We start from the raw sequence: 14,318 nt of genomic DNA on the forward strand, positions 1-14,318 counted from the left end.
GCGGTGGGAACGCGAGGAGCCCCTGGCCCGGTGTCCCGGGCCAGGGGCTCCTTCAACCGCTTTGTACGGATCAGACGTTGACGCCGAAGTCCTGGGCGATGCCCACGAGGCCCGAGGCGTAGCCCTGGCCGACCGCGCGGAACTTCCACTCCGCGCCGTTGCGGTAGAGCTCGCCGAAGACCATGGCGGTCTCGGTGGCGGCGTCCTCGCTCAGGTCGTAGCGAGCGATCTCGGCGCCGCCGGCCTGGTTGATGATGCGGATGTAGGCGTTGCGGACCTGGCCGAAGTTCTGCGAGCGGTTCTCCGCGTCGTAGATGGAGACCGGGAAGACGATCTTGTCGACGTCGGCGGGGAGGCCCGCCAGGTTGACGTTGATCGCCTCGTCGTCGCCCGCGCCCTCGCCCGTGCGGTTGTCGCCGGTGTGGACGATGGTCTGGTCCGGGGTCTGCTTGTTGTTGAAGAAGACGAAGTGACCGTCGGAGTAGACCTTGCCCTGGGTGTTGACCGCGATGGCCGAGGCGTCGAGGTCGAAGTCGGTGCCCGTGGTGGTGCGGACGTCCCAGCCGAGGCCCACGGTGACGGCGGTCAGGCCCGGAGCCTCCTTGGTGAGCGAGACGTTGCCACCCTTGGACAGGCTTACAGCCATTGTTGGGAGTCCCTTCCCTCGTTGCGTACGTGCGCTGTGCCCGTACGTATGGGCTTCGTACGGGCACGAAGCTACAGCTACCCCTAAGAACGCCAAGAGGGGTGTCGAAGGTTCCTGCCCTCTTTACTTTCTTTACCCTCTTGGCGGACACGTGGCGGCGAAAACGGGGTGACGTGGACCGGACATCCACGCGACCATGGACCCATGCCTGGTCCTTACGTCATCCGCGGCTCCGTCTCCCTCCCCGAGGCCGAGCTCCTGTGGCGTTTCTCCCGCTCCAGCGGGCCCGGCGGACAGCACGTCAACACCAGTGACTCGCAGGTCGAGCTGAGGTTCGACCTCGCGAAGACCGAGGCGCTGCCCCCGGTCTGGAAGGAGCGCGCCCTCGCCAAGCTCGCCGGGCGGCTCGTCGACGGCGTCATCGGCGTCCGAGCGTCCGAGCACCGGTCGCAGTGGCGCAACCGGGAGACCGCGGCCGTACGGCTCGCCTCCCTGCTCGCCGAGGCCACCGCGCCACCGCCCAAGCCCCGCCGGGCCACCCGCATCCCCCGGGGGATCAACGAGCGGCGGCTGCGCGAGAAGAAACAGCGCTCCGACACCAAGCGGGGCCGCTCCGGACGCGACTGGGGTTAGGAGCACCCGCGGCACCCGCCGCACCCGCGAGTCTTCCGCGGGCGTGTCGGCCACTGCGTGGGTATGAGGTGACAGGCCTTTGTGCCGAGTTGTCGCTAATCTCATGGAATGGACGGATACGAGGACAGGGCGCACCTCGAGTGGTGGGCCAATCGATCGACCTGCCTGGCGCGGATCCCCGTCCGGTTGCGGCAGGCCGCCGTGCCCGACGCCCGTGCGTGGGACGCCGTCGTCTCCGCGCCGCTGGACAGCGGCGCGCGTGAGGACATGCAGTTCCTGATCGAGGCCAGTCCCTACTTCACCCTCCGCTTCGCGGACGATTCCGTGAACGAGGTCGAAGTGGAGCGCTCCGGGGACGGCAGCCGACTGCGACTGAGCGCCGTACCGGAGACGTGACGTCACATCAGCAGGCCGCGGTCCGTCAATGCCATGACGGGCAAGTCCGTGCCGGACCGCGGCGGCGACCAGGAGATGTGACGTATGAGCGACAGCGAATTTCCCGGAGAGAACGGGAATGACGACAAGAATGCGAAGAACGCGAACGCGAAGAAGGCAGAGAACGCGAAGGGCGGCGCGAACGCGAACGAATTTCTCGCCGCGCGATTCGAATCCCACCGCGGTCACCTCCGCGCCGTCGCCTATCGCATGCTCGGCTCCCTCTCGGAGGCCGACGACGCCGTCCAGGAGGCCTGGCTCAAGCTCAGCCGCGTCGACGCCGACCAGGTCGACAACCTCGGCGGCTGGCTCACGACCGTGGTCGGCCGGGTCTGTCTCGACATGCTGCGCTCCCGCCGAAGTCGTGGTGAGGAGCCGCTCGGCCCCCTCGCCGAGGGGCCCGGTGTCCGGATGCCGGAGCCGGTGCTCAGCCCCGTCTCGGGCATCGACCCCGAACAGGAGGCGCTGCTCGCCGACTCGGTGGGCCTCGCCCTGTTGGTCGTACTGGAGACACTGACGCCCGCCGAACGGCTCGCCTTCGTGCTGCACGACCTGTTCGCGGTGCCCTTCGAGGAGATCGCGCCCCTCGTGGGCCGTACGTCGGCGGCGTCCCGTCAGCTCGCCAGCCGGGCCCGGCGCAGGGTCCAGGGCGGGGCGCCCACGCCCGATCCCGACCTGGCGCGGCAGCGGGCGGTCGTGGACGCGTTCCTCGCGGCGGCGCGGGAGGGCGACTTCGACGCGCTCGTCGCCGTGCTCGACCCGGACGTGGTGGCCCGGAGCGAGGCCGGGGTGACGGCCGGTGCCCTCGCCGTGGCCTCGGGGGCGAGCGGGTACGCGCACCTGGCCCGGATCGCGCGGCCCGCGCTCGTCAACGGCGCCGCGGGTGTGGTCGTGGTCGTGGAGGGACGCCCCGTCGGTGTCCTCGCCTTCACGGTCGTGCACGGCAGGATCGCCGTCATCGACATCCTCAACGACCCGGAGCGGCTGGCCGGGCTGGACGTCACCGTCCTCGACCGGTAGCCCCGGCCCCCGGCCCTCGGAGAAGGGGCGTCAGCCCAACTGCCGGTAGCGCCCCTTGAAGTACAGCAGCGGTCCGCCGTCCCCGCTCGGTACCGACGCGGCCAGCACCCGCCCGATGACGAGGATGTGGTCACCGGCGGCGACCCGCTGCTCGGTGCGGCACTCCAGGGTCGTCAGGGCGCCGCGCACCAGGAGTGCCCCGGACGCCTCGCCACGGACGTACGGGATGTCCTCGAAGAGCAGGCGGTCGCTGATGCGGCCCTTCATGGCGAAGCGGCCCGCGATGTGGCGCTGGCTCTCGGAGAGCACGGAGACGGCCCACAGGGGCTGTTCGTCGAGCAGGTCGTCCATGCGGGAGCCCTCGCGCAGGCTGACCATGACGAGCGGCGGGTCCAGGGAGACGGACAGGAAGGCCGTCGCCGTCATGCCGACGTCCTCGCCGCCGGGGCCTTCCGGGTCCAGCGCGGGCTCGTGCGCGGTCACCAGGACCACACCCGCGGCCAGCCGGGACATGGCGGCACGGAACTCGTCGTTGCTCACCCCCTCAGCATGCACGGAGGGGGTGAGTGGAGCGGCAGAGGGAGTGTTCAGCACGCCGAAACGCTAGTCTCCGACCCCGGGGAGCCACATCGGGCCTCGGTCCGAGCCGGGTCCTAAGTCTGGTCCTAGGTCTCGGGACGGACACAACTGCTCACAGTGTCTACACAGCGTCCAAATAAGCGTTCAGTAAACACACGGGGGAAATGCAGAAACCCCACTCAATTGCTCATCTTCCGCTGTGACTTGAGTCACAGGAGCCATATTTTGTTGACCCTGTGTACCGAGTGGGCAGCGCGCTGTGATTCAGTGGCGTGGAAGCTATGCACGAAGCTACCAAGTAGTACGCGAGAGAACCGTAAGAGAACCAGGTACGCCGAAGACAACCCTGGAGTTGCTGCGAGGTCTCGAGGGGAGGGCGAATGGAGACCGAGTCGGAGCCCTACGTCCGTCTTGCGACCCTGCGGCAGCTCCATCAGGTGATGGCGGACATGAACACCGCGCGGAGCCTGGCGGACACGCTGCAGACCGTCGCCGACGGCGTGGTCACGGGCCTCGGCTACGAGCTGGCGTGTGTCAATCTCGTACGCCCCGACGGCGACCTCGTGGTCGCCGCGCTCGCCGGCAACTCCGCCGCCGAAGCACTGATCACCGGCCGGGTCGGCTCCCGCGCCTCCTGGGACCGCCGGCTGAACATGGGCGAGGCCTGGGGTGATCTGCGCTTCATTCCGCACACCGAGGGCTGGGTCCTCGACGACGACGACGTACCGCAGTGGTACACCGACGGGCCCGCGCCGCGCTTCGAGGACGAGTGGCACCCCTCCGACCGCCTCTTCGCCCCCATGTACACCCCGGGCATCTCCGGGGGCAGCACCGGTGAGCTGATCGGCGTCCTGTCCGTGGACCGGCCGCGCAACGGGCGGCGCCCCGGCGCGTGGGGACGCGAGGCGCTCCAGATGTACGCCTTCCAGGCCGCCATCGCCATTAGCAACGCGCGTCTACGAGCCAATATGCAGCGCGCCCTGGTCCGCCTCGAGCGGGAGCAGCAGGCCCTGCGCGCCAGCGAGGAGAGCTTCCGGCAGGCCTTCGAGTACGCCCCCTCCGGCATGGCCATCGCCGAGATGGGCGGCGACCAGCACGGCCGCATCCTGCGCACCAACGACGCCCTGTGCCGCCTCCTGGGCCGGCCCGCCTCCGCGATGCGCCGCTACTCCTTCTCCGACCTCGTGCACCCCGAGGACATCGGAACCCTGCTCCGGACGTCCGCCGAGGGCGGGCGCGCCGAGCTCAGACTCGGCCGCCGCGACGGCACCTACGTCTGGGTCTCGCTGCGCAACTCCGTGGTCGCGGACGCCGCCGACGGCCCCCGCTTCCTGCTCACGCACGTCGAGGACATAGAGGAACGCAAGCGCCGCGAGCTCCAGCTCGCCCACCGCGCCTCGCACGACTCGCTCACCGGCCTGCCGAACTCGGCCGAGCTGCGCTCCCGCCTCGGCTCCCGCCTCTGCCAGCGCCCCGGGGCCCTTCAGCCGGGCACGGTCGAGTCGCTGGACGCGGCGTACGGGCACGGTCCGTTCGCGGACCAGGCGGCCGAGCACAACTCCTACGACAACCACCTCGGCGGCGGCGCGGGCAACGGGAGCGGGCACGGGTTCGATCTCGGGCCGGGCTTCGACGCGTACGACGCCTTCGACCATCATGTGCACACCATCGCGCCCGAGGGTGAGACGGACGACGGCACCAAGGGGCTCGCGGTGCTCTTCTGCGACCTCGACGGCTTCAAGTCGATCAACGACCGCTTCGGGCACAACGCGGGCGACGCGGTGCTCATCGAGGTCGCCAGACGCCTGACCAACGGTGTCCGGGACGGCGACACGGTGGCCAGGCTCGGCGGCGACGAGTTCGTGGTGCTCGCCGACGGGCTCGGCCGGGCCGACGCGGCTGACCTCGCCGTACGGCTGCGGAACGCGATCATCCCGCCGATCCGTGTGGACGGCCGGGCCGTCCGGGTGGGCGCCAGCTTCGGCATCGGGTGGGCACACTGTGGCATGACGGCGGACGAGGTCTTGAAATCCGCTGACGAACGGATGTACGTCGAGAAACGGTCTCGTCCCAAACAGCATCGGCGTGCCGGATAAGTCACAGGTCAGTGGGTTGATGCGGTGAAGCCCACCCGTTTGGCCCCTTGGGAGCGGGTAGGCTCGCCATTCATCCATGTACCGCATCTGAACCGCACCTGTTGAGGAGACCAAGGGATGACGCCCGGCAACAACGGCGCGAGCACGCCCGAGGACGACGACCCGTTCGGCTATCTGTACGCCGACGGTCAGGCCAACGGCGCCACTCCGCCCAGCGGAGGCGGCGGCTACGGCTACCCCGGCTCGGTCAACCGGGTGCGGGCGGTCGGCGAACGCCAGTACGGACAGCAGCAGCCCGGTTACGGCCAGCAGGCTCCGACCGCGCAGTACGGCCAGCAGGCCGCCCCGACCGCACCGTACGGCCAGGTGCCGCAGCAGGGCGCCTACGGCCAGCCGAACGCGCACTACGCGGCGCCCGAGACGGTCCCCGGCGGGGCCCCGACCGGCCGGCAGTCGTCGGGAGGCGGCGGTCGCGGCCGCGGACCGAACACCAAGGGCCTGCTGATCGGCGCGATCGCGGTGGTCGCCGCCGTCGTCATCGGCATCGGCGTCGCCATGATGAACGGCAACGGGGACGAGAACAAGGCGAGCAGCGGCGCCTCCGCTTCCGCGTCCACGTCCACGTCCCAGAGCGCCTCTCCATCCCCGTCCAGCACCAGCTCCGTGTCGGCTTCGGGAGAGCTGCCGAAGACAGATGCGAAGGCGCTGCGACTGGAAGGCGGGACCACCACGGCGTCTGAGTTCAAGGGTGCCAAGGCCGACGGCGGCATATATGTGACCGGCTTCAATCAGGTCGGGGCGAAGGTCACCTGGACCGTCAACGGCATCCAGAAGGCCGGTACCTATCGGCTGTACGTACGTTATGGCGTCCCCGGCACGGACGCCGACGCGACCCTGCTGGTCGACGGACAGGCCAATTCCCAGCCGCTGAGCATGAAGAACTTCGGCAACACTCCCGCAGGCGACTGGGAAAAGGGCTGGAAGACCACCTGGGCCAACGTCACGCTGACCCAGGGCACCAACACGATCGCGATCGCCTGCAACGACGGCAACCAGTGCAACGCCGTCCTGGACCAGGTCTACCTCACCAAATAGAGGCCGATGCGGTCCGTCAAGCGCGACAGCCGCCGGAGGTGTTGATTTCCGGCGGCTGTCGAACATGGTGAACTTCAGGTTAAGCGCTCTTGGCGCACTCAGCCGAAAATCTCAACCGAGTTGGCGCTGCCGGGGTTGTCCGAGTAGGTGCCCGGCTTCAGAGTGACCAGCTTGGTGCCGGTGGCGCAGCCGAGGGTGGCCTTCCAGAAAACCAGAGTGTAAGAAGTCTGGTTCGAGACGGACCGGGCGATGTGGTCGAGAGGGATACAGCCGGGCGATTCGGAGTAGACCGTCCTGGTCCCGGTCCTGTTCGTCCCCGACCATCCGCAGAACTTGCCCTTCGGGCAGGTGTTGGGATCGGCCGCCGCGGCCGGTGTGGCAAAGGTGCCGCCCAGCAATGCGCCGGCCACAGCCACCGTTGTCAGGCTTTTCTTGAGCATGCTCATATAAGGTTCCCCGATTCTGATTCTTTTCTTTCGCCATTGGTCGATGTGGCGAACGAATGATCATCCGATCATCCGGCAGACGTGAGGGGGAAGGGCGTTTCTCGGCCAACTTGTCAGGCGGGCATATCCGGCAAGGGTTCCAAAGCTGTCACGCCGCCGTCACTGACACTCGCGCCAGGAGTTTCTCGTAGGCCGCGCGGTCGAACTCGCCCGCCGCCGGGGCCTGGACCGTCGCCGCCGACAGGGCCACCGCGCGGGTCAGTCGGTCCGGCCAGGGGAGTTGTTCGACCAGGCCGGAGAGCAGGCCGGCGACCGCGGAGTCGCCCGCGCCGGTCGGGTTGCCGTGTTCCCGGGCGGGCGGGGTCGCGTGCCAGCGGCCCTCCGGGGTGAGCGCCAGCAGGCCCTGCGGGCCCAGTGAGGCGACGATCGCTCTCGCCCCGCGTCGGCGGGCGTCCTGGGTCGCGCGTGACGGGTCGTGGGAACCGGTGAGTTCGGCCAGTTCGTAGGCGTTCGGCTTGACCAGGTCGGGCCGGGCGGCCACACCCCGCCGCAGCGGCTCCCCGCTGGTGTCGAGGAGTACAGGGACACCCGCCGAGCGGGCCGCCTTTATCAGCCCCGCGTACGCGCCCACCGGCACCCCCGGCGGCAGGCTGCCGCACAGGGCCACCGCCGATGCGGAGCGCAGCAGCACCTCGTAGGCCTCCTGGAAGGCCGCCCACTCGGCAGGGGTGATCTCCGGTCCTGGTTCGTTGAGTTGAGTCGAGTCACCCGTCGTCGTGTCGACCACGGCTATGGTGCGGCGGGTTGAGCCCGCGACAGGGATCAGCGCGTCCACCACCCCGGGTGTGTCCGCGAGTTGGTCCCGCAGGGCGCGGCCCGTCACGCCGCCCGCGAAGCCCGTGACCGTCACCTCGTGGCCGAGGGCGGCGAGCACCCGGGCCACGTTCAGGCCCTTGCCGCCGGGGCGTTCGGTCACCTCGGTCACCCGGTGCGAGGTGTGCGGGCGCAGGGACCGTACGCGATAGGTGATGTCGAGAGCGGTGTTCAGCGTGACCGTGAGGATCACCTGGACCGACCTCCCCCGATGAATGCGCTGACCGACAGTTTCGAGTTCCGGAGAATCCGGAGGCTCGATCATGCCAAAGACAACGGCGGTCGGCCCAGTCCCGGGACGACCGCCGTACGTCACATCGCGGTCCAACCGGAGGGCGAATCACCCCAGTTGTGGGTCAACCACCCATTCGCCCCGGCGCATCACGCCCTTGAGGGCGAACTCCGCGTCCAGGACCACCAGGTCGGCGTCCTTGCCCGGTTCCAGCGAGCCCACCCTGTCGTACAGGCCGAGCAGGCGGGCCGGGTTGGCGGACAGGGCCGCGACGATGTCCTCGACCGGCAGCCGGTCGACGGTCACCGCCCGCTGGAAGGCGCGGTCGAGGGTGAGCGTGGAGCCCGCGATCGAGCCGCCCTCCACCAGCCGGGCGACCCCCTCGCTGACCTCGACCTCCAGCGGGCCGAGCCGGTAGCGGCCGTCGCCGAAGCCCGCCGCGTCCATGGCGTCCGTGATGAACGCCACCCGGTCCGCGCCCGCGTGATGGAACGCCAGCTGGAGCGCGGCGGGGTGGAGGTGGGTGCCGTCGTTGATCAGTTCGACGGTGATCCGCTCGTCCTCGAGGAGGGCGGCGATCGGGCCGGGCGTGCGGTGTCCGAGCGCGGGCATGGCGTTGAACAGGTGCGTGGCGACGGTCGCGCCTGCGTCGATGGCCTCCACCGTCTGCTCGTACGTCGCGTCCGTGTGCCCGATCGCCGCGATTACCCCGTGCTCCGCCAGCAGGCGTACGGAGTCGATGCCGCCGGGCAGCTCGGTGGCGAGGGTGACCATGCTGGCCCGGCCGCGCGCCGCGTCGATCAGCTTGCGGACCTCGGCCGGGTCCGGGTCGCGCAGCAGTTCCTCGGAGTGCGCGCCCTTGCGGCACGGCGAGATGAACGGGCCCTCGAAGTGGATGCCCGCGATGTCGCCCTGCTCGGCCAGCTCGGAGAGCAGCCCGGCGCGCTGGGCGAGGCCGTCCATATCGCCGGTCACGGTCGAGGCGACGAGGGTGGTGGTGCCGTGCAGCCGGTGGGTGTGGACGCCCTGGAGGACCTCCTCGACGGTCCCGGAGGTGAAGGAGGCACCGCCGCCGCCGTGGTTGTGGAGGTCCACGAAGCCGGGGACGAGCCAGTGGCCCGACAGGTCCAGTGTCCGCGCCGACGAGGGCGCGCTGCCGGCGATGCGTGTGCCGTCGACGATCACACGACCGTCGTCGACGACTCCGGTGGGCAGTACCACCCTGGCACCGGCGAGAACCGTTCTAGGGGCCATCAGGTGGTTACCTCCGAAGTCGGTCGGGAAGTGGTCGGCTGATTCAGCAGGTCCCAGGCCAGCAGGCCCGCGCCCAGGCAGCCGGCGGTGTCCCCGAGGGCCGCGGGGACGAGGGACGGCAGTTTCTGGAAGGTGACGCGCCGCTCGACGGCGGCCCGTAGCGGTGTGAACAAGGTTTCCCCCGCCTCGGCGAGACCGCCACCGATGATCAGCGTGCGCGGATCCAGCAGGGTGAGCGCGGTGACGAGCCCGTCGGCGAGCGCGTCGATGGCGTCCTGCCAGACCTCCCGCGCCCGAGCGTCCCCGGACTCGACGGCCTTCGCGCAGTCGGCGGCGTCCGCCGCCGGGTCCCCGCAGGCCTCGGCCCAGGCCTGGCTGACGGCGGCGGCGGACGCGTACCGCTCCAGACAGCCGTGCTGCCCGCACGGACACGGGGTCCCGCCGGGGCGTACGACGACATGGCCGATCTCGCCCGCGAAACCGTGCGCGCCCGCCTCGACGCCGCCGTCGATGCCGATCGCGCCCGCGATGCCGGTGCCGAGGGGGACGAACAGGAAACGGTCGGCCCCCTGCCCCGCGCCGATCCGGCCCTCCGCGAGCCCGCCGGTGCGCACGTCGTGTCCGAGCGCCACCGGCACCCCGCCCAGCCGGTCGCCGAGCAGCCGGCGCATCGGGACGTCGCGCCAGCCCAGGTTGGCCGAGTACACCGCCACGCCCTGGCCGGCGTCGACGATGCCGGGGACGGCGACTCCGGCGGCCGCCGCGGACTCGCCGAGGTGGTGCTCGCCGTACGCGCGCAGCTCGGCCGCGAAGTCGAGGATCGCGGCGACCACGGCGTCCGGACCGCGCTGGCGGCCCGTGGCGCGACGGGCCTGGTGGAGGAGCTCGCCCTCCGACCCGACCAGGGCGGCCTTCATCCCGGTGCCGCCCACATCGAGGGCGATGACATGTCTCACGGGGACAGTGTCGCCCCTTACCCCAGGAGAGGTCTAGTCCACTCGCGTGGTGTAGACCTTGTATCCGCATTCCGAGACGGATGCAACGGACGCAGAAGCAAAGACGGACGGCCTCTGGACAGGGGCGGCCGGGGGTTGGGAGAAGTGCGGTGCAGCGGCGTAGGACAGGACGTAGGACAGTACTGATCGCGGCGGCGTCCGCACTGGGCATGACGGCGACCCTCGCGGGCTGCGGCGGCTCGGCCGGTTCCGGGGACGTGACCCTCAGGCTCGTGGCCGCCGACTACGGGGACTCCGAGGCCAACAGCTCCCAGAAGTACTGGGACGAGCTCGTCAAGGCGTACGAGGCCGACCACCCCGGGACCAAGGTCGAGGTCACCGTCTACCCGTGGACGGACGTCGACCGCAAGGTCAAGGAGATGGTGGCGCGGGGCGACGCCCCTGACATGGCACAGATCGGCGCGTACGCCGACTACGCCGACAAGGGCGAGCTGTACAAGGCCGAAGAGGTGCTCTCCATACCCGTCCAGGCCGACTTCGTCGCGCAGCTCACCGATGCGGGGAAGATGAACCGGGTGCAGTACGGCATGCCGTTCGCGGCCTCCACCCGGCTGCTCTTCTACAACAAGAAGCTGTTCTCCGCCGCGGGTCTCAGCGCGCCGACGACCTGGAGCGAGCTGGCCGCCGACGCGCAGGCGCTGAAGGCCCGGGGAGTGAAGATCCCGTACGCGCTGCCCCTTGGTCCCGAGGAGGCGCAGGCCGAGACCATGCAGTGGCTGCTGAGCGGCGGCGACGGCTACACCGACGACGTCGGCACCTACAGCCTCGACTCCGCCCAGAACGTCGCCACCCTCACCTGGCTCAAGGACGACCTGGTCGGCAAGGGGCTGACCGGACCGGTCGCGCCCGCGAAGCTCAATCGTGCGGACGCCTTCGCGGCGTTCGCGCGCGGCGAGGTCGGGATGCTCAACGGGCACCCCACGCTGATGAAGATGGCCGCCGACAAGGGCGTGAAGTTCGGAATGGTGCCGATGCCCGGCGTCAGCGGGAAGAGCCGGGCCACGATGGGTGTCGCCGACTGGATGATGGCCTTCAAGAAGAACGGCCACCGGGAACAGATCGGTACGTTCCTCGACTACGTCTACAGCGAGAAGAACGTGCTCGCCTTCTCGCACGAGTACGACCTGCTGCCGGTCACGACGTCCGCGTCCGAGGCGATGGCGGCGGACAGCGACGACGCGGACCTCACCCCGTTCCTGGACGAGCTCCCCTCCTCCCAGCTCTATCCGGTCGGCAAGACGTCCTGGGCCGCCGTCAGCGCCGACATCAAGAAGCAGATCGGCAAGGCGGTCTCCTCGGACGGCAGCCCGGCCGGGATCCTCGGCTCGCTCCAGCAGAGTGCGACCACGATGGACTCCGCGGGGTAGCTCCGCTGTCGGTGGTGGGCGCTACGGTGCGGTCATGGACGAACTGAGCGGGAGGGAGCGGGGGATCCTCGCCATGGAGCGCCGTTCCTTCGCGGGGCCCGGCGCGAAGGAACGAGCGATACGCGAGCGACTCGGCCTCGCCCCCGTCCGCTACTACCAACTCCTCAACGCCCTCCTCGACGACCCCCGCGCCCTCGCCCACGACCCGATCACGGTGAACCGCCTCCGCCGCATCCGGGACACCCGCCGCGCGGAACGCTGACACCGCCTGGTGTGACTCGGTGAGCCGTGGGTGCGCCCGGGGGTGCGCGGATAGGGTCGGGGCATGGGCAGCCACTCGGAAAACCCGGAATCCCCGGACGTCACGGACCCCTTGCCGACACCCGTGACCCCCGCCGGACGCGACGGCCTCGACGCCATCCTCACCCGGCCCGACCGGGCCGTCATCGCGCTCGACTTCGACGGAACACTCGCCCCCATCGTCGCCGACCCGGAGCAGGCCCGCGCTCACCCCGACGCGGTCCCCGCCCTCGCGGCCCTCGCCCCGAAGGTCGCCTCCGTCGCCGTCGTCACCGGCCGCCCGGCCGGCGTGGCGGTCCGCCACGGCGGCTTCGCGGGCGTCCCGGGCCTCGACCACCTCGTCGTCCTCGGCCACTACGGCGCCGAACGCTGGGACGCCCGCACCGGCACCGTCAACGCCCCCGCCCCGCACCCCGGCGTCGCCGCCGTCCGCGCCGAGCTGCCCGGGGTCCTCGACGGGATCGGCGCCTGGCACGGCACCTGGATCGAGGAGAAGGGCCGCGCGGTCGCGGTCCACACCCGCCGCGCGGAGGACCCCCAGGCCGCGTTCGAGGCACTGCGCGAACCCCTCACCGACCTCGCCACCCGCCACGGCCTGATCGTCGAACCCGGTCGGATGGTCCTCGAACTCCGTCCTCCGGGCATGGACAAGGGCGTCGCCCTCCTGGAGTACGTCCGCGAGGTCCACGCCGAAGCCGTCATGTACGCCGGCGACGACCTGGGCGACCTCCCCGCCTTCGCCGCCGTCGACAAACTCCGCTCGGACGGCGTCCCGGGCCTGCTGGTGTGCAGCGGCAGCGCGGAAGTCACCGAACTGGCCGAACGAGCCGACCTCGTCGTCGACGGCCCAGCGGGAGTCGTACGCCTGCTGAAGGCATTGGCGGCGCACTAGCGCCCGCACCCGACCGATACCCCTTACCCCTCCAACTCCCGCAACTGCTCAAGAAACCACTGCGCCGGAGGCAACGCGGTCCCGGCGGCAGCCAACCGCTTCGTACGTTCCGCCCGTTCCCCCACCGGCATGGTCAGCGCCGCGTCCAGCGCCCGCGCGGTGCCGACCACGTCGTACGGGTTCACCACCACCGCGTCCTCGCCCAGCTCCTCGTACGCCCCCGCCTCCCGGGAGAGCACCAGCACGCACCCCTCGTCGGAGACGACCGGCACCTCCTTGGCGACGAGGTTCATGCCGTCGCGGATGGGGTTGACGAGGGCGACGTCGGCGAGCCGGTACGCGGCCAGGGAGCGGGCGAAGTCGTCCTTGACGTGGAGGACGACCGGGGTCCAACCCGGTGTCCCGTACTGGGAGTTGATCTCGGTCGCCACCCGCTGGACCTCGGCCGTGTAGTCGCGGTAGACGGCCAGGTCCTGGCGGGAGGGGTAGGCGAAGGCCACGTGGACGACGCGCTCGCGCCACTCCGGGTGGTCCTCCAGCAGCTGCCGGTACGCCAGCAGGCCCCGCACGATGTTCTTCGACAGCTCGGTCCGGTCGACCCGTACGATCGTTTTGCGGCCCTCGCCGATCTGCTCGCGCAGCGCGGCCATCCGGTCGGCGACGTCCGCCTCGTGCGAGCGCCTGCGCAGGAAGTCCGCGTCCGCGCCGAGCCCGTGCACGCCGATCCGGGTGTCGCCGAGCCCGCCGACGAGCGCGTCGCAGCAGGCGGTGAACGCGTCCGCCCAGCGCTGGGTGAGGAAGCCGAGCCGGTCCGCGCCGAGCATGCCGCGCAGCACCTGTTCGGCGATGTCGTCGGGCAGCATCCGGAAGTAGTCGACCGGCGCCCAGGGGGTGTGCGAGAAGTGGCCGATCCGCAGGTCGGGGCGGAGCTCGCGGAGCATCCCGGGGACGAGGGTCAGGTGGTAGTCCTGGACGATCACCACCGCGCCCCGCGCCGCCTCCGCGGCCAGCGCTTCGGCGAACGCGCGGTTGTACGCCTCGTACGACGCCCACTGGCGCCGGAACTCCGCGTCGAAGACCGGCTCCAGCGGGGTCTGGTACAGCATGTGGTGGACGAACCACAGCACGGAGTTCGCGATGCCGTTGTAGGCGTCCGCGTGCACGTCGGCGTCGATGTCCAGCATCCGTACGCCGTCCTCGGCGATCCCGCGCCGGACCGCCTCGCGGTCGCCGTCGCCGAGCGCCGAGCACACCCACAGGGCCCCCGCGTCCGGCCCGATCGCGGAGAGGCCCGAGACCAGCCCGCCGCCGCCGCGCTTGGCGCGCAGCGAGCCGTCCTCTTGGACCTCGTAGGTGACCGGGCCGCGGTTGGAGGCGACGAGGATGTTGTGGGCGCCTTGCGTTGAAGCGGGGGAAGCCATGCCTCGAAATCTA

15 protein-coding genes are annotated in these 14,318 nt (G+C 70.5%); 8 read left to right on the plus strand and 7 right to left on the minus strand.

All coding sequences use genetic code 11. The annotated features are described in order from the left end of the window. Nucleotides 1-70 precede the first annotated feature (70 nt). Nucleotides 71-646, minus strand: coding sequence for a TerD family protein (locus KVT44_RS15385; protein WP_054235130.1), 576 nt, complete (start codon nt 644-646; stop codon nt 71-73). Nucleotides 647-850: 204 nt separating this feature from the next. Between KVT44_RS15385 and arfB the strand changes: the two genes are divergently transcribed. The 3 genes from arfB to KVT44_RS15400 all read left to right on the plus strand — a co-directional run bounded on the left by arfB (nt 851) and on the right by KVT44_RS15400 (nt 2,734). Continuing rightward, the gene (gene arfB / locus KVT44_RS15390; RefSeq protein ID WP_054235131.1) at nt 851-1,279 is read left to right on the plus strand and encodes an alternative ribosome rescue aminoacyl-tRNA hydrolase ArfB; all 429 of its coding nucleotides are present in this window, start codon (nt 851-853) and stop codon (nt 1,277-1,279) included. A 108-nt stretch (nt 1,280-1,387) separates the two neighbouring features. Beyond that, entirely contained in the window at nt 1,388-1,675 is a 288-nt protein-coding gene (locus KVT44_RS15395) for a hypothetical protein (protein WP_067371743.1), read from the plus strand. Between the two features lie 84 nt (nt 1,676-1,759). Then, the gene (locus KVT44_RS15400) at nt 1,760-2,734 is read left to right on the plus strand and encodes a sigma-70 family RNA polymerase sigma factor (RefSeq protein ID WP_217567461.1); all 975 of its coding nucleotides are present in this window, start codon (nt 1,760-1,762) and stop codon (nt 2,732-2,734) included. Between the two features lie 30 nt (nt 2,735-2,764). Here the strand turns inward: KVT44_RS15400 and KVT44_RS15405 are convergent, their stop codons facing one another. After that, nucleotides 2,765-3,247: a flavin reductase family protein gene (locus tag KVT44_RS15405; protein WP_217567575.1), complete on the minus strand. Its 483-nt coding sequence runs from the start codon at nt 3,245-3,247 to the stop codon at nt 2,765-2,767. A 446-nt stretch (nt 3,248-3,693) separates the two neighbouring features. Here KVT44_RS15405 and cdgB point away from each other — a divergent pair, with 446 nt between their 5' ends. Next, nucleotides 3,694-5,409 (plus strand): diguanylate cyclase CdgB, encoded by a 1,716-nt coding sequence (gene cdgB / locus KVT44_RS15410; protein WP_217567462.1) that lies wholly within the window; start codon nt 3,694-3,696, stop codon nt 5,407-5,409. A 117-nt stretch (nt 5,410-5,526) separates the two neighbouring features. Beyond that, nucleotides 5,527-6,504, plus strand: a complete 978-nt coding sequence (locus tag KVT44_RS15415; protein WP_217567463.1) for a CBM35 domain-containing protein — start codon at nt 5,527-5,529, stop codon at nt 6,502-6,504. Between the two features lie 98 nt (nt 6,505-6,602). Here the strand turns inward: KVT44_RS15415 and KVT44_RS15420 are convergent, their stop codons facing one another. The 4 genes from KVT44_RS15420 to KVT44_RS15435 form a co-directional block, all read right to left on the minus strand. Beyond that, nucleotides 6,603-6,950, minus strand: coding sequence for a peptidase inhibitor family I36 protein (locus KVT44_RS15420; protein WP_190170831.1), 348 nt, complete (start codon nt 6,948-6,950; stop codon nt 6,603-6,605). A 148-nt stretch (nt 6,951-7,098) separates the two neighbouring features. After that, nucleotides 7,099-8,016 (minus strand): 1-phosphofructokinase family hexose kinase, encoded by a 918-nt coding sequence (locus KVT44_RS15425; protein WP_217567464.1) that lies wholly within the window; start codon nt 8,014-8,016, stop codon nt 7,099-7,101. Between the two features lie 147 nt (nt 8,017-8,163). Next, complete coding sequence (nagA, locus tag KVT44_RS15430) at nt 8,164-9,309, minus strand: N-acetylglucosamine-6-phosphate deacetylase (RefSeq protein WP_095853964.1); 1,146 nt, start codon at nt 9,307-9,309, stop codon at nt 8,164-8,166. Further along, nucleotides 9,309-10,265, minus strand: a complete 957-nt coding sequence (locus tag KVT44_RS15435; protein WP_217567465.1) for an ROK family protein — start codon at nt 10,263-10,265, stop codon at nt 9,309-9,311. Before KVT44_RS15435 ends, nagA begins: the two co-directional genes overlap by 1 nt. Nucleotides 10,266-10,474: 209 nt before the next feature. On the opposite strand from KVT44_RS15435, the gene KVT44_RS15440 reads away from it, so the two are divergent. The 3 genes from KVT44_RS15440 to otsB all read left to right on the plus strand — a co-directional run bounded on the left by KVT44_RS15440 (nt 10,475) and on the right by otsB (nt 12,884). Next, nucleotides 10,475-11,692: an extracellular solute-binding protein gene (locus KVT44_RS15440; RefSeq protein ID WP_254649429.1), complete on the plus strand. Its 1,218-nt coding sequence runs from the start codon at nt 10,475-10,477 to the stop codon at nt 11,690-11,692. A 34-nt stretch (nt 11,693-11,726) separates the two neighbouring features. Further along, nucleotides 11,727-11,954: a DUF3263 domain-containing protein gene (locus tag KVT44_RS15445; RefSeq protein ID WP_060901731.1), complete on the plus strand. Its 228-nt coding sequence runs from the start codon at nt 11,727-11,729 to the stop codon at nt 11,952-11,954. Nucleotides 11,955-12,017: 63 nt separating this feature from the next. Then, a complete protein-coding gene (otsB, locus tag KVT44_RS15450; protein WP_217567467.1) occupies nt 12,018-12,884 on the plus strand; it encodes a trehalose-phosphatase in 867 nt (288 codons plus the stop codon). A 23-nt stretch (nt 12,885-12,907) separates the two neighbouring features. Here the strand turns inward: otsB and KVT44_RS15455 are convergent, their stop codons facing one another. Further along, nucleotides 12,908-14,305 (minus strand): trehalose-6-phosphate synthase, encoded by a 1,398-nt coding sequence (locus tag KVT44_RS15455; RefSeq protein WP_217567468.1) that lies wholly within the window; start codon nt 14,303-14,305, stop codon nt 12,908-12,910. Between the last annotated feature and the right edge of the window lie 13 nt (nt 14,306-14,318).

This window comes from Streptomyces sp. GbtcB7 (genome assembly GCF_019091445.1).
GTDB lineage: Bacteria > Actinomycetota > Actinomycetes > Streptomycetales > Streptomycetaceae > Streptomyces > Streptomyces mirabilis.